This is a genomic window from Trinickia sp. EG282A, assembly GCF_040965455.1.
GTDB classification, from domain to species: domain Bacteria; phylum Pseudomonadota; class Gammaproteobacteria; order Burkholderiales; family Burkholderiaceae; genus Trinickia; species Trinickia symbiotica.
Genome location: NZ_JBFRCC010000001.1, coordinates 1,029,887 through 1,055,638 on the forward strand (window position 1 = coordinate 1,029,887; position 25,752 = coordinate 1,055,638).

The 25,752-nt window shown below is 61.2% G+C and carries 25 protein-coding genes; 12 read left to right on the plus strand and 13 right to left on the minus strand.

The features are described from left to right. Positions 1–106 precede the first annotated feature (106 nt). From AB4Y31_RS04775 to AB4Y31_RS04795, 5 genes are all read right to left on the minus strand, one after another. Positions 107–1,492, minus strand: a complete 1,386-nt coding sequence (locus AB4Y31_RS04775) for a cytochrome C (protein ID WP_368672917.1) — start codon at positions 1,490–1,492, stop codon at positions 107–109. Between the two features lie 283 nt (positions 1,493–1,775). After that, the gene (locus AB4Y31_RS04780) at positions 1,776–2,816 is read right to left on the minus strand and encodes a YncE family protein (protein ID WP_368672918.1); all 1,041 of its coding nucleotides are present in this window, start codon (positions 2,814–2,816) and stop codon (positions 1,776–1,778) included. A gap of 11 nt (positions 2,817–2,827) precedes the next feature. Beyond that, positions 2,828–4,087 (minus strand): MFS transporter, encoded by a 1,260-nt coding sequence (locus AB4Y31_RS04785; protein WP_368672919.1) that lies wholly within the window; start codon positions 4,085–4,087, stop codon positions 2,828–2,830. A gap of 64 nt (positions 4,088–4,151) precedes the next feature. Further along, complete coding sequence (locus tag AB4Y31_RS04790; RefSeq protein ID WP_368672920.1) at positions 4,152–5,333, minus strand: chromate transporter; 1,182 nt, start codon at positions 5,331–5,333, stop codon at positions 4,152–4,154. A 2-nt stretch (positions 5,334–5,335) separates the two neighbouring features. After that, complete coding sequence (locus AB4Y31_RS04795; RefSeq protein WP_368672921.1) at positions 5,336–6,313, minus strand: chromate resistance protein ChrB domain-containing protein; 978 nt, start codon at positions 6,311–6,313, stop codon at positions 5,336–5,338. 357 nt (positions 6,314–6,670) lie between these two features. Here AB4Y31_RS04795 and AB4Y31_RS04800 point away from each other — a divergent pair, with 357 nt between their 5' ends. Then, complete coding sequence (locus AB4Y31_RS04800; protein ID WP_368672922.1) at positions 6,671–8,173, plus strand: DHA2 family efflux MFS transporter permease subunit; 1,503 nt, start codon at positions 6,671–6,673, stop codon at positions 8,171–8,173. 100 nt (positions 8,174–8,273) lie between these two features. On the opposite strand, the gene AB4Y31_RS04805 is transcribed toward AB4Y31_RS04800, so the two are convergent. Beyond that, positions 8,274–9,095: an FkbM family methyltransferase gene (locus AB4Y31_RS04805; RefSeq protein ID WP_368672923.1), complete on the minus strand. Its 822-nt coding sequence runs from the start codon at positions 9,093–9,095 to the stop codon at positions 8,274–8,276. 125 nt (positions 9,096–9,220) lie between these two features. Here AB4Y31_RS04805 and AB4Y31_RS04810 point away from each other — a divergent pair, with 125 nt between their 5' ends. Then, positions 9,221–9,421: a DUF2905 domain-containing protein gene (locus tag AB4Y31_RS04810; RefSeq protein ID WP_368672924.1), complete on the plus strand. Its 201-nt coding sequence runs from the start codon at positions 9,221–9,223 to the stop codon at positions 9,419–9,421. Positions 9,422–9,465: 44 nt separating this feature from the next. On the opposite strand, the gene AB4Y31_RS04815 is transcribed toward AB4Y31_RS04810, so the two are convergent. Then, entirely contained in the window at positions 9,466–9,840 is a 375-nt protein-coding gene (locus AB4Y31_RS04815) for an SgcJ/EcaC family oxidoreductase (protein WP_368672925.1), read from the minus strand. Between the two features lie 89 nt (positions 9,841–9,929). Further along, positions 9,930–10,841: a LysR family transcriptional regulator gene (locus AB4Y31_RS04820; RefSeq protein WP_368672926.1), complete on the minus strand. Its 912-nt coding sequence runs from the start codon at positions 10,839–10,841 to the stop codon at positions 9,930–9,932. A gap of 118 nt (positions 10,842–10,959) precedes the next feature. Between AB4Y31_RS04820 and AB4Y31_RS04825 the strand changes: the two genes are divergently transcribed. The 6 genes from AB4Y31_RS04825 (at position 10,960) to AB4Y31_RS04850 (ending at position 16,377) form a co-directional block, all read left to right on the plus strand. Continuing rightward, entirely contained in the window at positions 10,960–12,165 is a 1,206-nt protein-coding gene (locus AB4Y31_RS04825; protein WP_368672927.1) for a M20 aminoacylase family protein, read from the plus strand. 50 nt (positions 12,166–12,215) lie between these two features. Next, on the plus strand, positions 12,216–13,553 hold the full coding sequence (locus tag AB4Y31_RS04830; protein ID WP_368672928.1) for an MFS transporter: 1,338 nt from the start codon (positions 12,216–12,218) through the stop codon (positions 13,551–13,553). Between the two features lie 167 nt (positions 13,554–13,720). After that, complete coding sequence (locus AB4Y31_RS04835) at positions 13,721–14,161, plus strand: DUF2946 domain-containing protein (protein ID WP_368672929.1); 441 nt, start codon at positions 13,721–13,723, stop codon at positions 14,159–14,161. Between the two features lie 107 nt (positions 14,162–14,268). Continuing rightward, positions 14,269–15,159 carry a hypothetical protein gene (locus AB4Y31_RS04840; RefSeq protein ID WP_368672930.1) on the plus strand — a complete coding sequence of 297 codons (891 nt, stop codon included), beginning with the start codon at positions 14,269–14,271 and terminating at the stop codon, positions 15,157–15,159. A gap of 19 nt (positions 15,160–15,178) precedes the next feature. After that, positions 15,179–15,562 carry a copper resistance protein CopC gene (locus tag AB4Y31_RS04845; protein ID WP_368672931.1) on the plus strand — a complete coding sequence of 128 codons (384 nt, stop codon included), beginning with the start codon at positions 15,179–15,181 and terminating at the stop codon, positions 15,560–15,562. 110 nt (positions 15,563–15,672) lie between these two features. Then, positions 15,673–16,377: a glutathione S-transferase N-terminal domain-containing protein gene (locus AB4Y31_RS04850; RefSeq protein WP_368672932.1), complete on the plus strand. Its 705-nt coding sequence runs from the start codon at positions 15,673–15,675 to the stop codon at positions 16,375–16,377. Between the two features lie 30 nt (positions 16,378–16,407). Here the strand turns inward: AB4Y31_RS04850 and AB4Y31_RS04855 are convergent, their stop codons facing one another. Then, the gene (locus AB4Y31_RS04855) at positions 16,408–17,589 is read right to left on the minus strand and encodes a fumarylacetoacetate hydrolase family protein (protein ID WP_368672933.1); all 1,182 of its coding nucleotides are present in this window, start codon (positions 17,587–17,589) and stop codon (positions 16,408–16,410) included. A gap of 127 nt (positions 17,590–17,716) precedes the next feature. Here AB4Y31_RS04855 and AB4Y31_RS04860 point away from each other — a divergent pair, with 127 nt between their 5' ends. Continuing rightward, positions 17,717–18,472, plus strand: a complete 756-nt coding sequence (locus AB4Y31_RS04860) for an IclR family transcriptional regulator (RefSeq protein ID WP_368672934.1) — start codon at positions 17,717–17,719, stop codon at positions 18,470–18,472. Positions 18,473–18,513: 41 nt separating this feature from the next. Here the strand turns inward: AB4Y31_RS04860 and AB4Y31_RS04865 are convergent, their stop codons facing one another. From AB4Y31_RS04865 to AB4Y31_RS04880, 4 genes are all read right to left on the minus strand, one after another. After that, complete coding sequence (locus AB4Y31_RS04865) at positions 18,514–19,476, minus strand: ABC transporter substrate-binding protein (RefSeq protein ID WP_368672935.1); 963 nt, start codon at positions 19,474–19,476, stop codon at positions 18,514–18,516. A 34-nt stretch (positions 19,477–19,510) separates the two neighbouring features. Continuing rightward, positions 19,511–20,518: an ABC transporter permease gene (locus tag AB4Y31_RS04870; RefSeq protein ID WP_223258717.1), complete on the minus strand. Its 1,008-nt coding sequence runs from the start codon at positions 20,516–20,518 to the stop codon at positions 19,511–19,513. A 58-nt stretch (positions 20,519–20,576) separates the two neighbouring features. Then, positions 20,577–22,136, minus strand: a complete 1,560-nt coding sequence (locus tag AB4Y31_RS04875; RefSeq protein ID WP_368672936.1) for a sugar ABC transporter ATP-binding protein — start codon at positions 22,134–22,136, stop codon at positions 20,577–20,579. 201 nt (positions 22,137–22,337) lie between these two features. Next, the gene (locus tag AB4Y31_RS04880) at positions 22,338–22,646 is read right to left on the minus strand and encodes a hypothetical protein (protein ID WP_368673480.1); all 309 of its coding nucleotides are present in this window, start codon (positions 22,644–22,646) and stop codon (positions 22,338–22,340) included. Between the two features lie 288 nt (positions 22,647–22,934). Here AB4Y31_RS04880 and AB4Y31_RS04885 point away from each other — a divergent pair, with 288 nt between their 5' ends. The 3 genes from AB4Y31_RS04885 (at position 22,935) to AB4Y31_RS04895 (ending at position 25,715) form a co-directional block, all read left to right on the plus strand. Then, positions 22,935–23,948: an ABC transporter substrate-binding protein gene (locus AB4Y31_RS04885; RefSeq protein ID WP_368672937.1), complete on the plus strand. Its 1,014-nt coding sequence runs from the start codon at positions 22,935–22,937 to the stop codon at positions 23,946–23,948. 85 nt (positions 23,949–24,033) lie between these two features. Further along, positions 24,034–24,828 carry an ABC transporter ATP-binding protein gene (locus tag AB4Y31_RS04890; RefSeq protein WP_018440280.1) on the plus strand — a complete coding sequence of 265 codons (795 nt, stop codon included), beginning with the start codon at positions 24,034–24,036 and terminating at the stop codon, positions 24,826–24,828. A 29-nt stretch (positions 24,829–24,857) separates the two neighbouring features. Then, a complete protein-coding gene (locus AB4Y31_RS04895) occupies positions 24,858–25,715 on the plus strand; it encodes an ABC transporter permease (protein WP_368672938.1) in 858 nt (285 codons plus the stop codon). The last annotated feature ends 37 nt before the right edge of the window (positions 25,716–25,752 follow it).

Genomic DNA, 25,752 nt, shown 5'->3' on the forward strand with positions numbered 1-25,752 from the left:
CGCGGAGGAAAAGATTGGCTTCCCTCCACGACGTTTCCGGTAATCGCCGGTGACTGAAAGAAGCGGAGAGATGCGGCCTTACGCTCGAGGAATCAGTAAGTGGCCTTCACCAATATGCTGCCCAGACGTAAAGAAGTAGCGTGTCGTTGTCGCTGGCGTTGCGTCCCTGACCGTCGTAGTTGGTACGTGCACCCAGGTATTTGGTGAAGTGCGTGTATTGCAAGCCGATCCGGATGTTTTGCACCGGAACCCAGAATATCTCCGGCGTCCACCCTTGCGTCGCGGGCGAAAAGCTCGCGCTACCCGAATACGCGGTGCTGTCGCGACTGCCGGTAACATTGAAGAATGAAAAGCTCACCCCGTATTTCGCCTGGTAGATGTAGGAAAGCTTCACCCTGAGGGAATTCAGATTGGCTGACTTGCTATCTCCAAAGACCAAATTATTTGGGTCGCTGATGTTCTCGCGGATGTAGCGGATCTGCGCGGTGACGGTATTGGGCTCGAGCAGGTACTGATACTGTGCGTCAAAGCCGATATCGCGATAGCGCGTCACGCCTTGTGTGAATATCGGAAAAGCGCTGGCGCTGTTGGGATAGATATTGACGCTCATCCCGAACGTTCCCACCATGACGTTATGCGGCCCCCACTCATGAGTCAGAGCGAGGCGCCAGTAGGGGTTCTGCCCACGCAGGTAGATCTGCGGATGCTCGAGGTCTCCGGGTTTGTCGCCCTTGCTCATGAACGACCAGATGCCGTCGGCCGTGCTATAGAGCGAAAGTTCGGCATAAATTGTCCGGTTCCAATAGACGTAGCCACCCGCGCCGACAACCTGTTGGCCCAAAGCTCCTTCGATGATCGGCAGGAATTGGGGCATACCCACCTTGCTCGTCGGCGAAGAGACATACGGATAGCCCCATGCCGGCGTGCTATTCCAGGGGTCTTGTACAGTCGGATTGTTGTTCAGTGTCGCCCCAAGAATCAGGTCGTTGGTGTCCCCGATGATTCTGTCGACATAGCGGAAATCCATGTTGTCCGAGTGCCAGTGGCCTACCCACCGGCCATTGCTGTCTTGATGATCGTAGTTCGTATAGGTGAATTGAGTGAACGCACCAATCTTGTCGGTTATCTTCCCGGCAAAAAAGATGCTGGCCGCATCGAATATCGGCAGGCTGTCCTTCGGCGAAATGACATTGCCGTTGGCATCGTGATTGCGCCTGGTGCTACTCAGGTCGAGCGTTCCCATGACAGCGATCGGCACGGTCCGTTCGCCGAGTGTGTAGCCGTTGAGTTTGAACATCCGCCCGTAGGGGGTGAGCTCCGGAAACTGTCCGCCTGCATGGCATGCCACGCAGCTCTGTCCCGTTTGCCGCGCGAACACAGGAAGAGCCCACGCCGTGGACGACTGAACGAGGCACAGCGTTGCGATCGCCAGTATCCAGCCATAGCGAAGAAGATGTCGATGCGACCGAGGAATCATCGCAGCTCTTGACATGCTCTTGCTCCTGCCACATGTCTCGCATCCATGTTTCTTGTTGCATGCAAGAGCACGTGCGCACCCCTCCCGCCACCATCTGCTGCGCGATTACCTCTGCGCTGTTGCGGGATCGCATCAATCACATGCGAACCTAAACGAAGGCGATGCGAGCTTTATTCCGCGGCTACAAGGTTGTGGCTGCCGGGGCTGCAGTGACGAAGCGCTTCTTCAACGACACGCTTTATGTTGGGTCGAAAGCACTTCCATGAGGTTGTGATGGCCTGCACCGACGAGTCATCGCTCAGCGTGCCTCCATGACGCGCAATACCGGTTGCCCGCCGACGTTCCTGAGGGGGAAATAAGATCGGTGCGTGCGCGCATCCACCGCGACGATATGTGCATTCGGTCCGATGCGGCCTTCACCAATTTTTCGGGCATCGCCACTTTTCATGCTGAACATCGAAACGATGCCGGCTTCTCCCGCCACATATAGCGTCTTTGATGCGGTATCGAACGCCAGCACGTCCGGGCCGCTCCCCAGTCCGAACGATCGGACGACGCGCTTCGAGCCCATATCGAGCACCAGCAATTTGTCATTTCCCTCGCAAGCGATAAACGCGACATGATCGTCCGGATCGATCAGTAGCCCGTGATTGTGCCTTGCGCCCGGCAAGGCAAAACGGCCAACGACGCGATCGAGCGCGGGATCGATTTCGACGAGCTCGTTGCGCGTCTGCACGTTGACGAAGACGTGGCGCGATAGAGGGTCGTACTGCGTATTGCCGACTTCGCCGCCGAGTGCAATGGTTGCTATTCGCTGATTGCTCCGCACGTCAATGACCGTCTCCGTCTCTCCCGTTTCGTCCGAAACGTATAGCTTATGCGACTCGGGAGCGTAGGCCATGCCGTCCGGGTAGCGGCCGCCCGGCATGCGCGCGACGATCTTGAGCGTCGTTTCGTCGATTGCCACGACCTCGTCCGTTCCGGTGGCGGAAGCGTAGACGCGAGACAGTTCGGGAACGGCGAGCACGCCGTGTACCGATGAGACGCCGGCGATGCGGCCAACGATACTCGATGAACCGGTGTCGAAGACGATCACTTCGCTATCGCCGAGGTGCGCGACAAAAAGCAAGTGGCGATCGGGGTCATAGCTTTCGTAATCGAGGCGAGTGGTGCGGCCGGGTAGTGGCACGTCCGCTACGTGCGTGAGTGGCAGATCGCCCAATGAGAGGGCATCCGCGCCGACCGAGATGTTCGTAATGAACAGACCGGCGCCGCTCAGTATTACGCATAGGGCAAGGAACAACGGCAGAAGCACGCGCCGGTTTCGAAGGTGATTCATGATAGTTCGACTCAGCTTTCCAGTTTGACGTGCCGGAAGGCGAGAAGCAGAGAAAGATCGTAGGCAATCTTGAGCGCGCCGCAGGCCACGAGCGGCGCACCGAGCCAGCCCATCGCGATAAGACCGCCTGCCAGCGACGGTCCGAGCGATGCCGCGAGGCTACGCGGCACCGAGGTGAAGCTCGCGGCAGCGGGCCGCTCCGGCGGCGTCACGACCGCCATGACGTACGCGGTACGTGTGGGCACATCCATCTGCGACAAAGCGCTACGCATGAGTAGCAGTGCCAAAGTCACCGGCAGCGAAGACGTGAAAGCGGCAGCGATCAGGCACAGGCTCGACGGGATGTGCGTGAACACCATTGTATTGAGCAGTCCGATCCTGCTGGCGAGGGGCGCGGCCACGAGTTGAGACGCCGCGCTGAGGAGCCCGGCCCAGAAGAAGAACTGACCGGCCCCGCCGACGGACACGCCGAACCGTTGCATCAGCCAGAGCGTGAGCAGTGAATTGACGAGCAACCCGCCGGCAAACGCGTCGACGCTGAACAGCAGCGCAAGGCGTGTAACGACACGCCGGGATTCGAGGAGCGGCGCGCGCCTGCGCTCGGTTTGCGCAGCAGTCGGGGGCGGCAAGCGACGATAGATGTGCCAGATGACAACGCCCGTCACCGCGTACAGCAGAAACATGATGCGCATGGCCGGCAATTCCGAGACTTGGGTATGTGCCGTTACCCATGCGGGCACGCCTGCTGCGAGCGAGCCGATTGCCGCCGACACGGCACCGATCAAGCTGTAGCGGGCAAACACGGCTGTTCGCTGATTGCCGGTCGCCGCTTCGGCGAGACGTGATTGTTCGAGCGGCAGGAAGAGGCTGACATCCCCCGAGCTTGGATTGAGCGTGCCGATGAACGCTACGACGAGGAGCGGCCAGAGCGACGTCAATCCGCCAAATCCGAGGCCGGTCGCAACCATCAATGCGGCCGCGAAGATGAACATCCGGCGCGCCGAAAGACGATGAGCGAGCGCACCGACCGCGATCGTCGCTACCGCCGAGCCAACCAGCGTCGTCGTGCCGATCAGCCCGACGTCCATTTTCCCGAGCCCAAGCGCGAGCAGATAGGCCGGTAGCAAGACGGCCACGAAGCCGTCGCAGAATCCGCGCAGGCCGCGGCTGATCAGGAGCAGTCGTGCCGTCCTGTCGACGCCTGGCGGTAACGCCCAGCGCCAAAGTCGCTTGGCCAACGAGCCGGCGCCCACTGACTCACGCGTGTTCATCACTCATCGAAGTTGCGCAAAAGGCCGATCGATCTGTTTCGTTTCGGGGTTCATGAATACTTCCTCAGATCGTGTGCGAATGGACAAGCGGATAAACCACCAAGCCCAGGAGCGCGGCCGCGGTGACGATGACCGGTTCCTGAAGTTTCTTGAAGCGCCAGAGCAGGGCGATCGTCACGAGGCCGATGACCAGGGTCGGCACATCGATGATCGAACGCTTGGCGATCACGATCACCGAACCGGTAATCGCGCCAACTGCGGCAGCGGTAATGCCATCGACGAACGCCTTGACGCCCGGCAGGCGACCGTACTTCTTGAAGTAAGGTGCGGGAATCACGGTAAAGAGGTAGCACGGCAGGAAAGTGCCGAGCGCCGCGACGAGCGCCCCCGGAAAACCCGCTACGAGGTAGCCGATGAAGCCGACCGTGATGACGACCGGTCCGGGCGTGATCATCGCAACAGCGACCGCATCGACGAACTGCTTGTCGTTGAGCCAGTGGTGCTCGGTCACGACGCCGCCGTATAGGAACGGCACGATTGCAAGCCCGGATCCGAACACGAACGCGCCGGCCTTCATGAAAAAGGCCCCGATCTGCGTGAGCAGCGGCCAATCGATACCTGAAACGATCCCGCTCGCCGCCGGCAGATTCGCGGCGGCAATGGCGTTGATGCCCCCCTTACGCAGCCATTTCGGCGGCGCGCGCCACAGCCATCCAATCAGGCCGCCGGCGATGAACAGCCAAGCAATCTCGGATTCCGTTACGAACGTGACTACTGCAAGCGTCAGATAGATCGCCCATAGCAGCTTGTCTGTGCGGACCGTTTTGATCGTGAGCTTGTACGCGCTCATGGCGATGATGCCGACCACCGCCGCGCCGACACCGTAGAAGACTGCCTGCATCCATGAAAGACCGCCGAAGTGCGCATAGGCCCAGCCAAGCGCGACCACCATCAGAAACGAGGGGAGGACAAAGGCGAAACCCACGAGGGTGGCGCCGACAATCCGATAATGAACATAGCCCAGGTATATAGCCAGTTGCGCCGCGAGCGGGCCCGGTGCGAGTTGCGCGAGTGCGAGCCCTTCCTTGTAGTCCGACTCGGAAATCCATCCTCGCTGTTCGACGAGATCACGCTGCATGTAACCGGCGAGCGCGACCGGCCCGCCAAAGCCGAATGTGCCAAGACGCAACATGTACCGGACGAGTTGACTCAATGAGTAAGAAGCGTGTGCTGCTGAGGTCACCATGCTCAAGAGCGTCTCCCCGTCTCTTCCGTTGCACTTGCGGCGAAATGCGTATAGAGCGCGTCCAATACCGGACTCATCTGCGCCAGCAATTCATCATCGTTATCGACGCGCCGTCGCGTGCCGGCCATCACGGCTTCGAAGCCGACCGCCTCGGGCGCGGCCGGCCCGCCCACGTCGAGCGCATGCACGATCTCGCCAAGCCGCAGCAGTGCCAGATCGCTATCGAGGCCAAAGCTTGCGAGCAGCACCTCGAAGGTCACCCGCTCATCCACATGGGTAAAAGCGGCGCCGTCGAAGTCGAAACCCAGTGCATCGGCCGGGCATGCATCGGGCGACGCCAGCCACAGGAATTGCGCATCGGAATCGATGAAACGCCGGATGAGCCAAGCGCTGGCCACGCGATCGACCCACATTCGTTGGCGGGTGGCCCACTTGCGGCCCTGATACTCGTCGCGCGATAGCAGACGGATGGTGCGTTCGGCAGGATGCGGCTCGCCGGGCGAGAGCACCGTATCGACGAGCGCGATGAAGTCCTGCCAAGCCACCTCTGCGCGCGTGGCGGCATCGTCCGGGAAGTAATCGATTGCCTGGATGGCCTCGTAATCCTTGCGCAGGCGCTTCAGCAGCCGGGTCAATTCGGCGGCCGACTGCCCGGCGATCGTCTTGCGGGCCTCGGCCAGTGAGCGAATGAAAGCGTCATAGTCACTTTCCCGATCGAACAGCGTTCGGAATTCGTCTTCCTGCGACGCATCGAGGCTCGGCGCGCGCAGGAGGTGCGCGGTACCGCCGCTTTCGGCAATGGCACCGGCGAGTTCCCGCAGCATGTGCTCGTGCGCCTCGCTGTACGGCAACAGATAGATGCCGTCGCGCAAGACCGCGCAGCCTTTTGCTTTGAGGGCCCGATAAAAACGCATGCGGGCTGTCGCGTTCTCGGTTGGAAGCGTCAAGACCAGCAAGGACCATGTCGACAGTGCTTTCATGTAGAGTATCCTACATTCGTGTCGCGATTGATACAAGTCAACGTTCGGATTCGTGTGCGGTGCGGAACTTGCGTTTGAGCGGGGGCTCGGGGCGTCCGCTGAGCGCGTAATTTGCTGCGCTGATCGCCCAAATCGGCTACTACCCAGAACCAGCGATTGCCTCAGCTCGCTTTGCCGATGTGAGCGCACAATCAGCCTGTCGCTAGTGAGCCTACGTTTGCAGGTTGCTCGCGCCGCTGCATGCCGAAGGCATTACCATCATCGGGTTGCCGACTGAGGAGTTCCGATTTTCCGCCGGGCGGCAGGCACGTCGGCGCGTTCCTGCGCCCGTTTGAGGAAGACTCATTGAGGACCGCCATGACTCATGCCATCCACGGCAACAAACGCTGGCTCGCGCTGATGGTGCTGTGCCTTGGCGTACTAATGATCGTTCTCGACACGACGATCGTGAACGTGGCATTGCCGTCGATCGCCGCGGACCTTGGCTTTACGGAAACCTCGCTGGTGTGGGTGGTCAACGCCTACATGCTTACGTTCGGCGGCTGCCTGCTGCTTGGCGGGCGTCTGGGCGACCTTTACGGACACCGCAAACTGTTCCTCGGCGGCATCACGCTGTTCACACTGGCGTCGCTCGCGTGCGGCATGGCGAATTCACAAATCGTTCTCGTATGCGCGCGTGCCGTACAGGGTCTGGGTGGCGCAGTCGTGTCCGCTGTTTCGCTGTCGCTGATCATGAACCTGTTCACCGAGGCCGGCGAGCGAGCCAAAGCGATGGGCGTCTACGGCTTCGTTTGCGCGGGGGGCGGCAGCATCGGCGTGTTGCTCGGCGGTTTGCTGACCAATTTGCTGAGCTGGCATTGGATCTTTCTCGTCAACTTGCCCATCGGCATTGCCGTCTATGCACTATGCGTGGCCCTCTTGCCGTCAGCGCCAGGTCATGCACATGGCGAACGGCTCGACGTGGCCGGCGCGGTGACGGTGACGGCTTCGCTGATGCTCGCCGTGTACGCGGTCGTCAATGGGAATGAAGCGGGCTGGACCTCGGCGCAGACGCTGGGCCTGCTGTTGGCGGCAGTGGTGCTGTGGGGTGTGTTTCTAACGATCGAAGCACGCGCGCCGCATCCGTTGATGCCGCTCGGTCTCTTTCGCATGCGCAATGTCGCCACCGCCAATGTGGTCGGCGTGCTTTGGGCGGCGGCGATGTTCGCCTGGTTCTTCATTTCGGCGTTGTATTTACAGCGCGTACTCGGCTACCGGCCATTGCAGGTCGGTCTCGCATTTTTGCCGGCTAATCTGATCATGGGGTTCTTTTCGCTAGGCTTGTCGGCTCGCGTGGTGATGCGTTACGGTCTGCGACTTCCGATTGCCGTTGGCCTTCTCCTCGCGGCTTGTGGTCTGGTGCTTTTCGCAAGAGCGCCGGTGAGCGGCAACTTTATATTCGATGTGCTGCCCGGCATGACCCTGCTCGGTATCGGCGCGGGCATCGCATTCAATCCCGTGCTGTTGGCGGCCATGAGCGATGTCGATCCAAGCGATTCGGGCCTCGCTTCCGGTATCGTCAATACGTCCTTCATGATGGGTGGTGCACTCGGGCTCGCGGTGCTTGCAAGTCTCGCTGCGGCGCGCACCGACGCGATGCAGACGCTTGGAAGCGCCGCGGCGCTCAATAGCGGTTATCACATCGCGTTTCTTTTCGGGGCGATCTTTGCGGCGCTGGCGAGTGTGCTGGGAGGCTTCTTGTTGCGCCGTGGGCAGCCGGGCGGCGTCGGGGCGCATACGGCGGCCGGCGGTGAGGGCGTGACGACAGCGCAACCAGATCCCACGGGCGGCAACACGGCTGCGGCGGAGCGCCTACTTTGATAGCACAGCGCCATGTCGGACATCGCCTTTTCCTGCCGGGTGACGACAGGTTCTTTCTCTTCTCATCGGCGGCGACAGCCGATGCCTGCGTACGGCGATCCTACCTGCCAATGAACGGGTGAGCGCTCGAATCCTTGATTTCGTCGCCGCCGATCACGTCCATGCCTGATTCGCGCGGAAAGCAGATCATGTTGAACGACGATATGCCGGGATACCGGTTATCGGCGTTGCCGCGAAAATTCTCGGGGTTGAATAGCGGCGTGACATGCCACCAGACGCGATAGTCGAGTTCCCACAGATGCTCGATGAGCGCGGACGAATTGCCGACGCGATCGTTTTCGACATATATCGTCGGCCTGCTTCGGAGGATCGTTTCGCGAGCGCCGGCCAGCACCTGCAATTCGAAACCCTCGACGTCGATTTTGATGAGCTGAACGTCTTTCTTGTTGAGAATGTCATCAAGGCGGATGCACGGAACTTCGATGTCGGCCGCCGAGACGTCCGCCTGCATCGATACGGAGCCGAAATTGCCGGGCTGATGATAGTCGGGGCGGGAGAATCCGAGCACACCGGGCTGCGCGCCGCACGCCATCGGCCATGCAAACACGTTGGGAACGGCATTCAGCGCCAGATTCGCGCACAAGTTCTGGAATAGGAACGGTTGTGGCTCGAGCGCGATCAGGTCGGCGCCGGCCGCTCGTGCCGCCGCCGCTAACGGAACGGTCTGACTGCCGATGTTCGCGCCGACCTCTACAACCGTCCGCGTGTCTTTGATCAGTTGAACAAGGAGCCGCGTCTCGAGTTCGGAGTATTCGCCATAGTCGATCAATGCGCCGCCGATATAAATGTCATGCCGGTTGACGAGCATAGGGCCGTGGCGCGTTTCGACGAGCAGATAAGGTTCGGCGAGTTGAATGATCATGTTGGTGGTTTGGTCGGTTGGCGCGGAGTGCTGCAAATTACAAAACGGGTGACCGGCACGTGCTCGTGCAAACGCGCTACGCTGACAAGGTGTTTGGCCGTCAGCGGGCAGTCGGGGTTTTTGCCATGCAGCGCATTCTTTTGGTCAGCGGATTGATCCTTATCGCGGCCGGCGTCGGATGGCGCTGGCTCGCGCGTATTCCCTTCGGACATCTGCCAGGCGACATCCACATCGTTCGGCAGGGGTTCAGCTTTCACTTTCCGATCGTCACGTGCATCGTGATATCGATCGCACTATCGATTCTCATCTGGCTGCTTCGGCCGTAGGCGATGAGCGAATGCCCACCGCGCTCAGCCCTCGCTCTCCGACTTCAGGCCACCAGATTCGCGTCGCGCGCCAGTTGCCAACGGCCGTCCTCGTTCTTGCGGACGACGGTAAGCGTATAGCCTGCACGCCGTATCGGCGCCGCACCAGGAGGCGTCACCGTCACATCCACATAGTTGCGCATGAACGCCCAATCTCCCAGCACCTGAATCTCGATGATCTTGCTCGTCCCCTCGATCTGCATGCCTTGCTGCCTCGTGGACATCTCTGCGAATTGCGCTTTGCCGAACGGTTCGTGGCCGGGAAGCATGAACACTACGTCGTCGGTCACCAAACTAAGTACTGTTTCCGTATCGCCGGCCTTGCTCGCGGTCATCCAGGCGTCCACCAGATCGCGAATTGCGCGTTCATCGTCGGTCATAACGGGCTCCTTGTCGTCGCTGCCTTAACGGATCGATTGTAGCAACGGCATGACGCTCGCCGCAGTCGCTATGGCCTGCGCGCAGCCGCTCATGTCCCCGTCATCGCCTGTGCCAACTGCTTCCAGAGATGATCGGCGGCCGGCGACAACCGTCGCGTACTGCGCGTCATGAGCTGACTGCGGAAATTCCGCGCGATGGGGTGATCGAGCGGCACGGCAACGAGCTGAGCCTGCTCGATGCGCCGGCGCGCAGCCGCGGCGGACATGAATGCCACCCCCAGTCCAGCCGCAGCCAAGGCCTGCGCGGCTGAGAAGAGGTCGCAGCGATACGCGGGCACAAGCGTCAATCCCTCGGCGTCGAGCATCGTCTGCATATGCTCCTGCACCGTGAAGTGACTTGCCATGAAGATGAGGCGGTATTGCGCCAATGCGGCGAGCGGCACCTTGCTCAACGCAGCGATCGGGTGGTCCGGAGTGGCGACTGCGCATAGTGGACCCAAAGCGAATGTGCGGATCTTGCAACCTGGTTCGCGACCGGCGTCCACGCAAAGCCCGATATCGACTTCGTCGTTGCGCAGCATCGCGACGATCGCCGGTGTGGTGCCCGACCGGATATCGATCGTGATATGCGGATGCTTGACGCTGAATCGACGCAACGCGCCCGTGATGAATCCTTCGACGAACCCTTCGCCGACGCCGACGGCGATGCGCCCACGCTCCAGGTTGCGGTACTCGTCGAGTTGCACGCGCAATTGGCGAATGCGCCGCGCGTGCTCGCGATGAAATTCGACGAGCATGCGGCCGACCTCGGTCACATTCACCGAGCGGCCTTGTCGGGCGAGCAATGGCATTCGCAACGTTCGTTCGAGCATCGCAATCTGCCGGCTGACGACTGATGCATTGACGCCGAGCGCGTCCGCCGCGGCGCGCACGCCGCCATGGGTCGCCACCTCATGCAGATAAGCGACCGCCCGGGAGTCCAAGGGGTCCTTGATGATCATGGATTTCGCCGCTCTTTCGTTGACTGCAAGTCAACATTCTTGCACGAGCAGATGCATTTCAGCGGAAATTTGGTGGTGCAATACTCGGCCCCATTGCGTCAAAACGGATACCCATACGATGGACCATCAAGCCGAGCCTTCTCGCGTCGCCGAACTTGAACTCGAAGCTTTCGGCGAAGAGCTGAAAGCAATTCGCCATCACATTCATCAGCACCCCGAACTTTCGTTCGAGGAGGCCGACACTGCCGCATTTGTTGCCGCTAAGCTGGAAGAGTGGGGCTATGCAGTAAGCAGAAATATCGGCGGCCACGGGCTGGTAGGCACGTTGAAAGAGGGTGCCAGTCATCGATCGATCGGCATCCGTGCCGATATGGACGCGCTGCCGATTCGTGAGCTTACGGGCCTGCCCTACGCAAGCAAGCACGATGGAAAGATGCATGCGTGCGGCCACGACGGTCATACCACGGTGCTGCTCGGCGCGGCCCGCCAGCTCGCCCGTACGCGCCGATTCGACGGCACGGTCCATCTCATCTTCCAACCGGCCGAAGAGGCCGGCTCGAACAGTGGCGCGGAACGCATGATTGCCGACGGTCTCTTCGAGCGATTCGACTGCGACGCGATCTTCGGCCTTCACAACCATCCAGGCGTGCCGACGGGCACGTTTCTTTTTCGCCCAGGCCCATTCATGGCCGCTTGCGATACCGTGAAGATCACGATTCACGGCAAAGGCGGTCACGCGGCGCGCCCCCATCTCAGCGTCGATCCGATCGTGATCGCGAGCAGCCTCGTGATGGCGCTGCAAACAGTCGTCTCGCGCAATATCGACCCCACCGAAACGGCCGTGGTCACCGTCGGGTCGATGCATGCAGGGCACGTCGCGAACGTCATTCCCGAGCGGGCGACGCTCGAGTTGAGCGTGCGTTCGTTCAACGACGAAGTGAGGCAAAAGCTCGAAACACGTATCCGGACATTGGCCCAAGGGCATGTCGCGGCCTACGGCGGGAACGTGGAAATCGACGTGCTGCGCGGCTATCCCGTTCTCGTCAACAGCGACGCGGAAACTGAGTTCGCGCGTCAGGTCGCGGTCGAGCTCGTGGGAGAGCGCAATGTCGTTTCGCCTTTCCCCGCGATCGCGGGCAGCGAAGATTTCGCCTACTTCCTGCAGAAGAAGCCGGGCTGCTTTTTGCGCATTGGTAATGGCGCCCACGCGCCGATGCTGCATAACGCGCACTACGACTTCGCCGATGACAATCTGACGATCGGCGCTGCCTTCTGGACTCGACTCGTGGAGCGCTACCTTCCGGTGAAGGGAGCTGCCGACTAACGGCGGCATCGATCGACAAAGCCGCTCTAACAATAAGCAGGGAGATCAACGTGAAACCATATGCTCACGAACTATCGCAGGAATATGACGCGCAGACGCGCACGGCCGGCTTCGTCGAACCATCGGATAGCGGACGTTCACGAGCGGCTTCGGCGCCCAAAATTGTCGTGGCCGCCGTTATCGGCAATTTGCTCGAATTCTTCGATTTCACCGTCTACAGCTACTTTGCACTGACGATCGGTAAGCTGTTTTTCCCTGCGCAAAACTCGGTCACTTCGACGCTGCTTTCGTTCGCGGTATTTGCGGTGGGCTTTCTGATGCGACCGTTGGGCGGGATCGTCATCGGTCGCTATGCCGACCGCGCCGGCCGGCGCCCGGCGCTGACGTTGACGATCGCGTTGATGGCACTCGGCGCGGCCATCATCGGCTGCGCGCCGACGTACGCGCAGATCGGCATCGCGGCGCCGGTGCTCATCGTCGTCGCTCGTTTGACACAGGGCTTCGCGCAAGGCGGCGAATTCGGCGCGGCGACGGCCACGCTGCTCGAAACCGGCGACGATCGGAGCCGCGGGTTTCGCGCGAGTTGGCAGCTCGCCAGCCAAGGCGCGGCCGCGCTCTTGGGCTCGGGTACCGCCGCGCTGCTTTCCTTTTTGCTCGACGACGCCCAATTGCATAGCTGGGGTTGGCGCATCCCGTTCCTGATGGGTACATTGATCGCCCCGGTCGGCATCTATCTCCGGCGGCACATCGCGGAGGAACCCTCGGCAGCCGACGCAGGTGTGCGCCATTGGCGGGCGGTCGATGTTCGCAACTGGTTCCTCGTGATCTTCGCCATCATGGGGATGTCGGTGGCGTCCTACTTGCTGATGTACTACCTGCCGACCTATTGCATTCAGTACCTGAAGCTTCCCGCCAAATTGTCGATGCTGGTCGGCGTCGGCGCGAGCCTCACGTCGCTTGTCATGTGTCCGCTCTATGGCGCATGGTCGGATCGTCTCGGCCGGCGCAAGCCGCTCACCGTGATCGGCCGTATCGCGCTGCTCGTGCTCATCTATCCGGCGTTCTGGGGCATGAATCATTTCACGACGCTGCCCGCAGTGCTCGCGATGATGTTCGTGCTGATGCTCTGCTATACGATGGGCTCGGCCCCGGCTTATGCACTGATGCCGGAGAGCTTTCCAAAAGCGATTCGCGCGGGCTTCATGTCGAGCGCGTATGCGATCTCCGTTTCGCTCTTCGGCGGAACATCGCAGCTCGTGGCGGGTTGGCTGATCCGCGTTTCCGGCAACGTCATGGCGCCCGCCTGGTACATGATGGTCTGCGTCGTTATTTCGCTGATAGCCGTGTCGCTATTCGAAGAAACGGGCGGCAAGGCGCTGAAAGGGTAGGGCGGCCAGCCGCGGCCGGCGTCGCGCCTGCGGTGTCGCCGCCGCGCTGCCGGCTTAGTGCAGGCGGCAACATTCCCGCGCAAAATGCTCGTTCGTTAGGTGAACTGACCATTGGGGCCATGTCATAATTGGCGCCATTGTCCGCGGTTCACTCCTGCGCTCTGTTCATGTTCGCGCGCGCTCATTCGAAAATCGGCAGTGTCATCGGATTGTTTGCAATCCTGATGGCGACGCTCGCGCCGACGATCTCGCATATCGTCGCAGCGAGCCGCCGCGCGGATACCGTTTGCGCCGTGCATTCGATGCATATGCAGTCGATGGGGCCGATGCACGATATGGCCAGGATGCACATGGCGCATATGATGCACATGATGCACGAGAGCAACGTTTGCACGAACGATTCGACGCCACATTCGGCAACGACTCATGGCGACGACTGCGGCTACTGCAGCCTTTTCGCGCATACGCCCGCGGTTCCGACGATAGCCATTCCTTTCTCCGCCATCGCGTGGGCCATCGAGCACTGCAAGGCGATGCGCTTCGAAAGCATTCGCCGACATGAGCCGCTCACGTCTTCGCAACCGCGCGCACCTCCTGTTTCGTCCTGATTCCAGTCGTTAATCGATACCTGCCTGCGTCTGACGCAAGGCAGAGGCAATCTCGCGTCCAATGCGGACGCGAGATGGCATTGGCACGACTCAACAAGGACACAACCATGACAAGCATTGCAAGACGCGGCGCTAAACCGCCGCTGAGTGCACTTGCCCTCTCCGCGGCGATTCTCTCGTTTGTCACGCCTTCCGCGGCAACAGCGCACGCCGTCGCGGGCGATCGCATCTTCCCCTCGACGATGGCGGTGGACGATCCGGGCGTCGGCGACGAGGCCAACCTCGAGTATGGTCACGTACGCGTTCCGGGCGACAACGGCGATCAAAGCATCAACACGTTCAGCTTCGAGTACGACAAGTTGATCACTTCGAGGCTTGCCGTTTCCGTCGACGGCGCCTACGTCATGCAGAACAATCCGACGGCGCGTGGCTGGGACAACTTCGGCGTCGGCGTGAAATATTTGCTATACGTCAACGAGCGCCACGAGTTCATGACGTCGGTGGGAGTACATGCTGAACTCGGAGGTACGGGCAGCAAAGCGATCGCCAGCAGTTTCTCGACGATTTCCCCGACGATCTATATGGGCAAGGGTCTGGGCGACTTGCCTGATTCGCTGGCCTACCTGCGCCCGATCGCCGTGACGGCCGAGGCCGCGCCCGCATTGACGACAGGGGCGGGGCAGCCCAACGCTTTCAACTACGGCTTCACCTTGCAATACAGCTTGCCGTACTTGCAGCAGCATGTGCGCGACATCGGATTGCGCGGGCCGTTTGCGAACCTGGTCCCGATTGTCGAGGTACCGCTTTCGCGCAGTCAGGGGCAGACCACGGGCACGATCAATCCGGGCGTCATCTGGATCAACCGGTATGGGCAATTCGGCGTCGAAGCGCAGATACCCGTCAACAGCGCCAGCGGTTCGCGTGTCGGCATTCTCGTGCAAGCGCACATCTTCTTCGACGACTTGTTGCCGAATTCTCTCGGCAAGCCGGTCTTTTAGGAATTGGAGGTAATCTGAAATGAAACTGATAAACGTTGGCCGGTGCCGCATTATCCGAAACTCGTTCGCTATCGTCGTCGCCGCGCTGGTTTCGGGGGCGGCCGTTGCGCATGTCTTTCCGAAGACGCAGGAGCCTGGTGCCGGTACGACTGTGATGTCACCGCCTCAAGTGCGCATCACTTTCGATGGTCCTCTCGAGCCGTCATTTTCGTCGCTCACGGTCACGGACGCGGCGGGCAAGCAGGTCAATGTCGAAAAGGCCAAGGTGGACGGCGAGCACCCGGCAGTGATCACTGTCGCGTTGCCTGCCCTGGCGGTCGGGCACTACACGGTGCACTGGTCTGCGGTGGCCGCCGATGGCCATCGTACGCACGGCGACTACTCGTTCAATGTGAAGCAGTAGTGACCGGCCGCGGCTCACGCGGTAGCTATCGTGGCACGCGGTGACGCTTTACCTCCGCACCACAATGTTGCACGATGTAGCCTTTCGAATTGCGGTGAACCGAGTCAACAATGAGTGATCTGTCCGATTTCCCCATTACGCGCAAATGGCCTGCGCAGCACCCTGACCGTATTCAGCTTTATTCATTGCCCACGCCGAACGGTGTCAAAGTTTCGGCCATGCTGGAGGAAACGGGATTGCAGTATGAGCCGCACCTGGTCAGCTTCGACACTAACGATCAGATGTCGCCCGAGTTTCTTTCGCTCAATCCGAACAATAAGATCCCCGCGATCATCGATCCGAACGGTCCCGGAGGCAAGCCGCTCGCGTTGTTCGAATCGGGTGCCATTCTGCTGTATCTCGCCGACAAGACCGGGCAGTTCATTCCGAGGGACGACGCGGGCCGTTACGAGACCATTCAATGGCTGATGTTCCAAATGGGCGGTATCGGCCCGATGTTCGGGCAAGTGGGCTTTTTCCATAAGTTCGCCGGCAGGGAGTATGAGGACAAGCGTCCGCGTGATCGGTACATCGCCGAGTCGCGCCGTTTGCTCAACGTGCTGGAAGGTAGGCTCGAGGGGCGCGCGTGGATCATGGGCGATCAATACACGATCGCCGATATGGCGACCTTTCCGTGGGTGCGGAATCTCGTCGGTTTTTACGGGGCGGGCGATCTCGTCGGCATCGCCAATTTCCCGAACGTCACGCGCGCGCTGAATGAATTCGTCGCACGGCCCGCCGTGACGAGGGGCATCGACATTCCCAAGCGTGGTTGACTCGCGATACTCATCACGCGCGGCGAGACATCAACTACGCAGCAGCCCCCGTTGCGCGAGGTTCCGATACAGCGCTCTCACACCGAAGTCCCAATGCGGGATCTCGGTCGAGCGCTGGACGGTGTTGACGAGTGCGCCGAGCGTCGGTGTCGAAATCGTCACGACGTCGCCGAGATGATGCGTGAAACCCGCGCCGTGCGCGTCGCGATCTTTGATTGGCGAAAACATCGTGCCGAGAAATAGCATGAAGCCGTCGGGGTACTGATGGTGAGGGCCGCAGGTCTGCGCGACGAGGTCGGCCGGGTCGCGGCTGATCTCGGTCATATGGCTCACGCCTTCCAGCACGAAACCGTCATCCTCGCCCTCAATGCGCAGCGATAGGCTCGCATGGCGCACGGTATCGAGCGTAAACCGCTCGTCGAAGAGGCGAACGAACGGGCCGATGGCGCACGAACCGTTGTTGTCCTTCGCTTTGCCGAGCAGTAGTGCGGAGCGACCCTCGATGTCTCTCAGGTTCACGTCGTTGCCGAGCGTCGCGCCGACAATTTCGCCCGCGCTGTTGACGGCCAGAACGATCTCGGGCTCTGGGTTGTTCCACACGGATGTCGGATAAAGCCCCACCGCCGCGCCGAGTCCGACGGACGACATCGGCTGCGATTTCGAAAATACTTCGGCATCCGGGCCGATCCCGACCTCCATGTATTGCGACCATGCGTCACGCCGTTCGAGCTCGGCCTTGAGCTTCATGGCCGAGTCGGAACCGGGCTTGATTTTCGCCAGATCGGTGCCGATCAGTTCGACGAGCAGCCGTCGAACCTCTTCGGCCTTGGCCGGATCGCCGCCGGCCTGCTCCTCGATCACGCGCTCGAGCAGACTGACGGCGAACGTCACGCCGCACGCCTTGATCGCTTGCACGTCGCAGGGCGCAAGCAGACGCAGGCCTTCCTGCTTCTCGCCAGCGGCGAAGCTCGCGTTGACCCAGTCGGTCACCGGGCCAAGCGCTTCTCCCGGTGCGTTACGCGCGATATCGAGCGCGTCATCGCGATCGAAGAGATCGGCGGTGGTCGGCGCAACGGCCGTGATGTCGAAAACTTCGCCGGCGCGGACGACCACGACGGAAGGACCATCGACAGGGGAGGGGCGCCAGGCGCGCCCCACCAAAATCGCTTGGTCGAGGTCGTCGGGCAGGCATGAAAGAGGTGCGGGTTGCATGGCGTCGGCAATCGAAATGAAGAAGATTCGAAGATCCTAGCCAGGCCAATGCACGGTGTCCATGATATTGATGAGTTATCCAATATGCTGGACACTAACGCAATCAAGAGGCCTGCGAGAGCAAACGATGACGACCACGAATACCTATGATGTCCCGGCGCTGCGGCGCGCGCACGATGTGCTGATGGTGCTCGCGCAGGCGTCCAAACCGGTGCGTGCCTCGACGCTCGTGCAGGCGACGGGTTTGTCGCGCAGCACGCTCTACTTGCTGCTCGATTCGCTCGAGAGCCGTCATTGGGTCGAAAAGCGTGGCGACGGCTACATCGTCGGCGTGAAGCTATTCGAGCTCGGCAGCGCCTATGTACGGCACGACGGGCTGCAGGCCGCGTTCAGAGACGAGGCGAGCGCCTATGTCGCGGCCCATAACGAGGTCGTCCAACTTGCCGTGCTCGATGGCGCCGAAGTGGTCTATATCGCGCGCGAAGACGCGCAGCGGCCGGTGCGGCTCGTCTCCGATCTAGGCTCGCGGCTGCCCGCACATTGCTGCGCGCTCGGCAAGGCGTTGCTCTCGAGTCTGCCGGATCAGGAAGTGTCTTCACTGCTGCCGGATCGCCTCGCGGCGATGACGCCGAACACGACGACTCGCCGCGGCGCATTACTGCGCGAGCTCGCGGGTATCCGCGCATGCGGGCTTGCAACGGAACGCGAAGAGGTCAGCCTCGGCCTCGCGTGCTTCGCGGCCTATGTCGGCGTGACGCCGCTCGGGAAGCGGGTCGCGGTCAGCACGAGCGTGCCGCTCGAACGGCTCGATGCACGCCGTGAAAAGCAAATCGCCACGGCGATAGCGCGCGTGGCGAGTCGGATTGCCTCGACGTTGCAGTGAAAAGGACAGGGCGGTTGTGGTGAGCCGCCGCCGCCCGTCAATCACTTGTAGAGAACGGCCGCGATCTTCGGATCGTCGATGTTGGACTTGTCGTACCAGTAGAAGCCCGTATCGATCTTCTTCGGCAGCTTTTCCCCCTTCAGCGCCTCGACGGCCGCCTTCACGGTTTCATACCCGATGCCGATCGGATTTTGCGTGATGGCGCCGGCTTCGACGCCGTCCTTGATGGCATCGATTTGCTGCTGGCCGGAGTCGTAGCCGATCACGACGACCTTGCCTTTCATGTTCATTTCGGTCACGCCCTTGACGACGCCGATGGCCGACCCTTCGTTCGTGCCGAAGATGCCCTTGAGATGCGGATGCGACGCGAGGATCGACTTCGTCAGGTCGTCCGATTTCAACTGATCGCCGCCGCCGTACTGGATGGTGACGATCTTGATCTTCGGATACTTCGCCTTGATCTCATCGACGAAGCCATCACGACGGTCGATGCCGGTGCGGCTCGTCTGGTCGTGCGCGACGACGGCGACCTCGCCCTCGTTGCCGATCAACGCAGCCATCTTATCCGCGGCCAATGCGGCGGCTGCCTTGTTGTCCGTGGCGGCGGTGGTCAGCGGAATATTGCTGTCGACACCCGAGTCGAATGCGATTACCGGAATTTTCTGCGCTTGCGCCTTCTTCAAAAGCGGAATGGCAGCTTGGCTGTCGAGCGCGGCAAAGCCGATCGCGTTCGGCTTGCGCGCAAGGGCGGCAGACAACATATCGATCTGCTTGTCGACCATTGCCTCAGTTTCGGGGCCTTCGAAGCTCACTTTGACGTGGTATTCCTGCCCGGCCTTTTCGGCGCCTTGCTTTACGGCTTGCCAGAACTGGTGCTGAAATCCTTTCGAGACCAACGCGACATAGGGCTCCGATCCCCCGGCCGTTTGCGCCCACGCGCCGCTCGTCATGCTAAGCGCGAGCGCCACGCTGACCGCCGCGCCAATGAGTGTTCGCTTCTTCATCTTCATGTCTCCTCTGGTTAAAACGAAATTCGCTTTACCGCTGCTTGCGCCGGCGCAGCATGTCCATATAGACGGCCGCGATGATGATGGCACCGGTTACGACGATTTGCCATTCCTGCGCGACCGACATTACGCGCAAACCGTTGACGAGCACGCTCATGATGAACGCGCCGATCATCGTCCCCGTGATCGTGCCCGTGCCGCCCGAAAGCGAGGTGCCACCGATCACCACGGCCGCGATCGCGTCGAGCTCGTAGCCCTGTCCGAGCGCGGGCTGCGCCGAGTTCAGCCGCGACGCGATGAGCAGGCCCGCGACGCCGCAAATGCAGCCGCCGACGCCGTAGACGGCGATCTTCCACCCGTCGACGTTGACGCCAGATAGTCGCACCGCTTCTTCGTTGCTGCCGAGCGCAAAGGTGTAGCGGCCGAACAGCGTCTTGTTGAGGACGACGGACGCGGCGATCGCAAGCAGAAACAGAATGAGCACGGAGTTCGGGATCGGCACCGAGGGGATCAGCATGCCGATCAGCGAATCCTGCGAGATGCTCGTGAACCCGGGCGTGTCGTTGAAGTAAATGGGCCGCGTTCCCGAGATGACGAGCGCGAGGCCCTTCGTCAGCATCATCATGCCGAGCGTCGCGATGAAGGGGGGAATCTTCAGCTTCGCGACGAGAAAGCCCGACGTCGAGCCGACGAGCGCACCGAAGAACAGCGCGGCGAGCACGCCGAGGTACAACGGCATGCCCCAATTGGTCAGAACGACGCCCGTCATGACGGCGCAAAACGTCATCAGCGTGCCGACGGACAAGTCGATGCCGCCGGTGATGATGATGAACGTCGAAGCGATCGCGAGCACGCCGTTGACGGCGGTTGCCTGCAAAATGCTGACGAGGTTGTCTGTTTGCAGAAAGTCGGGCGACGCTATGCCGAAGAAGACCATCAGCAAGACGAGGCTCGCGAATGCGAGCAACTTTTGCCGCGCGCCTGCATGGAAGAGTTTGCCGGCGATTGCCGTGACGCTTCGCCCGCGGCCGATCGGCATGGTTTGATCGGCGGGGGGCAGCGGATTTGGTGTGTTTCCCATGTTCGATACCGTCGAGTTACTCGGTGACTAATGATTCGCGTTGGGTGGCGAGCTGCATGATCTTTTCCTGCGTCGCCTCGCCGGCCGCAAGCTCGCCCGTGATGCGGCCTTCGCACATGACGAGCACGCGGTGGCTCATGCGGAGGATTTCGGGCAGTTCCGACGAAATCATCACAATGGCCTTCCCTTCCGCCGCCAGGGCGTCGATGAGCTTGTAGATTTCGCTTTTCGCGCCGACGTCGATGCCGCGCGTCGGCTCGTCGAAAAAGAGAATGTCGCAGTCGCGCAGCAGCCACTTCGCAATGACGATCTTCTGCTGATTGCCGCCTGAGAGGAGCCGCACCTGCTGATGAATCGAAGGCGTCTTGATGCGCAACTGGCTGACGTATCGCTCGGCCGCTTGCTGAATCGCCCGCTGATCGAGGAACATGCCGAGCGAGACGAACTCGTTCATGCTCGATAACGCAACGTTGGCCTTCACGTCCATGCCCGTCGCGAGGCCGAATTGCTTGCGGTCCTCGGAAAGGTAGCCGATGCCGTGACGGACGGCGTCCTTGGGCGAGCCGATCGAGACTTTGCGGCCGCGCACGTAAATATCGCCGCTGTCCCTTGGGTCGGCGCCGAACACCGCGCGCGCAAGCTCGGTGCGGCCCGCTCCCATCAAGCCGGCGAGCCCGAGGATTTCTCCGCGGTGCAAGCGGAAGCTTGCGTCCCTCAGTGTCGTGCCGCGCGTAATCCCCTTGACCTCGAGCAAAATCGCATCGTCGGACTTTTCCGCGACATGGCTTGGATGCCTCGGCGCGGTATCGAGCTGGCGTCCGACCATCATGCTGATGATCGTTTCGACAGGCGTGCTTTCGGCGGGCACGGTTGCCACGTACTGACCGTCGCGCATGACGGTGACGCGGTCCGAGATCCGCTTGAGCTCGTCCATCTTGTGGGAGATGTAGATGACGCCGACGCCTTCGGACTTGAGTTGGCGGATGATCCGAAAGAGGTCTTCGATTTCGGCATCGTTCAGCGCGGCGGTGGGCTCGTCCATGATCAGCACGCGCGAGTGGAACGAGAGCGCCTTGGCGATCTCGACCATCTGCTGCTTCGCCACCGTCAGATCCCCGACGAGCGTGCGCGGATCCAACTTCAGCCGCATGCGCTCGAAAATTTCGGTGGCTTTGCGATTGAGCTCGCGCTCGTCGATGAAGAGACCGAGGCGTCCCCTGGGCTCGCGGCCGATAAAGATATTCTGCGCGGCCGACAGATGGTTCATCAGGTTCAATTCCTGATGAACGATGCCGATGCCGAGCGCCTGCGCGCTGCGCGGATCAGGGATGTCGACGGGTTTGCCGTCGACGAGAATCTCGCCTTCGTCTTTTTGATAGACGCCGGCGAGCACTTTCATCAGCGTCGATTTGCCGGCGCCGTTTTCGCCCATCAGCGCATGGACCTCGCCGGAACGCAGCTCGAACTGGCAGTTGTCGAGCGCACGCACGCCCGGAAACGACTTGCTCAGGTTGCGGATCGACACCAGCGGGTGACGAGAGCGATCGCCCTCGCGGTTTACTGCCTCCTCAGTCATCTCTCTCTTCCTGTTCGGGATCGTATTCAGTGTGATCCGAGAGTTTGGATGAAACGTTTCAACGAACGTTCCGGCGTGAGACTAGATGGCGGGCTTGTCGATGTCAACGTTCCACGACTTAGGATTACCACTAGTGTTGTGCCCCACGAAGACTTGGCGTTGGCGACCACCGACCCCGTGTTACGGCGTTAGGTCGTTGGTTCAAATATAAACAAAATATTTATAGATGAAGCATCGGGTGTCAAGCGCGACGACGTCCGGGTTTTCCCGGCAAGCGGTTCGAACGCAAGGAAGTGGCGTGCCAACTAAAGTCGCATTGCGCGCTTCGCCGATTCGCTCGTTTTCGCTGCAGGCGCTGATAGAGAAGGGCGCATGCGCCGATCGCCAATGGCCAAGAGAAGGAACCAGCCAGTGGCGCCACGCCGAGATAAAGAATGCTGAGGACGAGCACGTGCCGGCGGCAAGCGGCAAGTCGCGCGCGGGGTGACGGGACTGAGCCGCCAGATGCATGATCGCCTCCCAGCCCGCGAAGCGCCAGAAGGATAGTCGTTATACTCCGCGGCTGCTGACGAGGTGGTGTCAGCAATGTCAGGAGACGAGGCTGGAGCGGCGTGCTGGGCCGAATGGCGCGCTCGGTCCCTGATCGGAAGCACGTCGCCTCGCGCGGGCGTCAAGTCATGGAAATCCCGGATGACGAGGCGCTTCGTGTGAAAGCCTGAAGAAGGATTCGGCTCTCTAGAATCCAGCCATCAATCACCGGCCGCACGCTCAAGGCCTCGATAACAAAGGAGACGTTAGATGTATCCGACCTTCAAGAAAATGCGCACCCTCGCTCTCGCCTCGATGGTCGTCGCCGGCCTTGCGTCGCAGCACGCCGCCGCGTCCGACGATGGCAAGGTCACGATCATGGTCGGCGGCATTACGAAGCTCATCTATTTGCCGGCGAAGCTGACCGAGCAACTGGGCTACTTCAAGGACGAGGGGCTCAATGTCGAACTGCTTTCTCAGCCGGCCGGCGTCGATGCCGAGAACGAACTGCTGGCGGGCGCCGTCCAGGGCGTCGTCGGCTTCTACGACCACACCATCGACCTGCAGACGAAGGGCAAGGACGTCGAGGCGATCGTCGTGTTCGGCCAGGTGCCGGGCGAAGTCGAAATGGTCTCGACGAAGTCCGCTGATTCGATCAAGTCGATGGCCGACGTCAAAGGCAAGACGCTCGGCGTGACGGGCCTCGGCTCCTCGACGAGCTTCCTCACGCAGTACCTCGCGCACAAGAACGGCATCGAGTCCTCGCAATACACGATGCTGCCGGTGGGCGCCGACGCGAGCTTCATCGCGGCCGTCAAGCAAGGGCGCATCGATGCGGGCATGACAACGGAGCCGACCGTGTCGAAGCTCGAGAAGACGGGCGACGCGAAGGTGCTCGTCGACATGCGCAGCGTCGACGGCACGAAAGCGGCGCTCGGCGGTACGTATCCCGCGTCGAGCCTTTACGTGCAGTCTGACTGGGTGAAGAAGCACCCCGACGACGCGAAGAAGCTCGCTCATGCGTTCGTCAAGACGATGCAGTTCATCCATTCGCACAGCGCGGAGGAAATCGCCGCGAAGATGCCGGCCGACTATCAGAAGGACAAGGACCTTTACGTTGGCGCATTGAAGGCTTCGCTGCCGATGTACACCGCCGACGGCAAGATGCCTGCCGACGGCCCCGAGACGGTGCTGAAGGTGCTGTCGGCTTTCAATCCGTCGGTGAAGGGCAAGCATATCGACCTCGCGCGTACGTACACGAACGAGTTCGTGAGCGCGAAGTGACGTAACAGGGTGGCGCGGGCGTCCCGCCCGCGTCGCCGCCGCGGTGCCGCGTTTGGCGGCACTCTTATTTCGCTGGGTTTTCTATATGAACCACGTTACCAAAGACGCACCGGTCATCGAGTTCCGCTCGGTCTCGTGCCGGTTCATCTCGCCCGACGGCAAAGCGACGATCGCGCTGCGCGATTTCAGCATGTCCGTCGCCAAGGGTGAATTCATTGCCATCGTCGGCCCCACGGGCTGCGGCAAGTCCACGACGCTCAGCATGATCACGGGCTTGCTCAAGCCTACCTCCGGCGAGGTGCGCGTCATGGGCTCGCCCGTCAACGGCATCGACCCGCGCATCGGTTTCGTGTTTCAAGCCGACGCCGTGTTTCCGTGGCGCTCGGTGCTCGACAACGTCGCGGCGGGTCCGCTCTTTCGCGGGCGTTCCAAGGCCGCCGCGTATGACGAGGCGCGCGATTGGTTGCGCCGCGTCGGTCTCGAGAAGTTCGAGCGCCACTATCCGCACCAGCTGTCGGGCGGCATGAGAAAGCGCGTCGCACTCGCCCAGACTTTCATCAACAAGCCCGAAATCCTGCTGATGGACGAGCCTTTCTCGGCGCTCGACATGCAAACGCGCACGCTGATGCAGGACGAACTGCTGCAACTCTGGTCGGCCAACGCCGGCTCGGTCGTCTTCGTCACGCACGATCTCGAGGAAGCGATCGCGCTCGCCGACCGCGTTTTCGTGCTGACCGCGCGCCCCGCGACGCTCAAGAAGGTCTACGAGATCGATCTGCCGCGTCCGCGCGTGACCTCGGAGATCCGCTACGATCCGCGCTTCATCGAAATCTCGCGCGACATCTGGCACGATCTGCGTGAAGAGGTGCAGATCGCATGACCCGACTCGACTCAACTGGAACACTGAAGATGGCAACCCTTGATCATGCTCGGCCGGCAAAGAACGATGCATCGCTCGCCGAAGTGGAACGCATCGCGCAACGCAAGCTCAAGCAACGGCATGCGCTCGTGATCGCGCTGCGATTTCTCGTGCTCGTCGTCGTGCTCGGCGGCTGGGAACTCGGTGGGCGCTTCAAGTGGATCGACCCGTTCTTTTTCTCGATGCCCTCGCTGATCTTCGCGCAGATCGTCGACTGGTTCGTCAACGGCACCTCGCAGGGGCCCTTGCTGCTGCAAGTCTGGGTCACGCTCGAAGAGACGATGCTGGGCTTTTTGATCGGCGCGGTGGGTGGTATCGTCTGCGGCGTCGTGCTCGGCCGCAATCAGCTGCTCTCCGACGTATTTAGCATTTACATCAAGATCGCCAACTCGATTCCGCGCGTCGTGCTCGGATCCGTGTTCGTGATCGCGCTCGGCCTCGGCATGGCCTCGAAGGTGGCGCTCGCCGTCGTCATGGTGTTCTTCGTCGTGTTCGGCAACGCCTTCCAGGGCGTCCGCGAAGCGGACCGCTACATGATCGCGAATGCGCAGATTCTCGGTGCTTCGAAGCGGCAGCTCACGACGTCGGTCGTCATCCCCTCGGCACTGTCCTGGATTCTCGCGAGCCTGCACGTGAGCTTCGGCTTCGCGCTCGTCGGTGCCGTCGTCGGCGAGTTCCTCGGCTCGAAGCAGGGTATCGGCCTCTTGATCTCGACGGCGCAGGGCGCGTTCAACGCGAGCGGCGTCTTCGCGGCGATGATCGTGCTTGCCGTCGTCGCACTTTCGACCGACTATCTGTTGACCGCACTGGAGAAGCGCCTGCTGAAATGGAGACCCGCCGCCTTCTGAGTTTGTCCGGCGACGCTCACAAAACGATCGGCCCGCG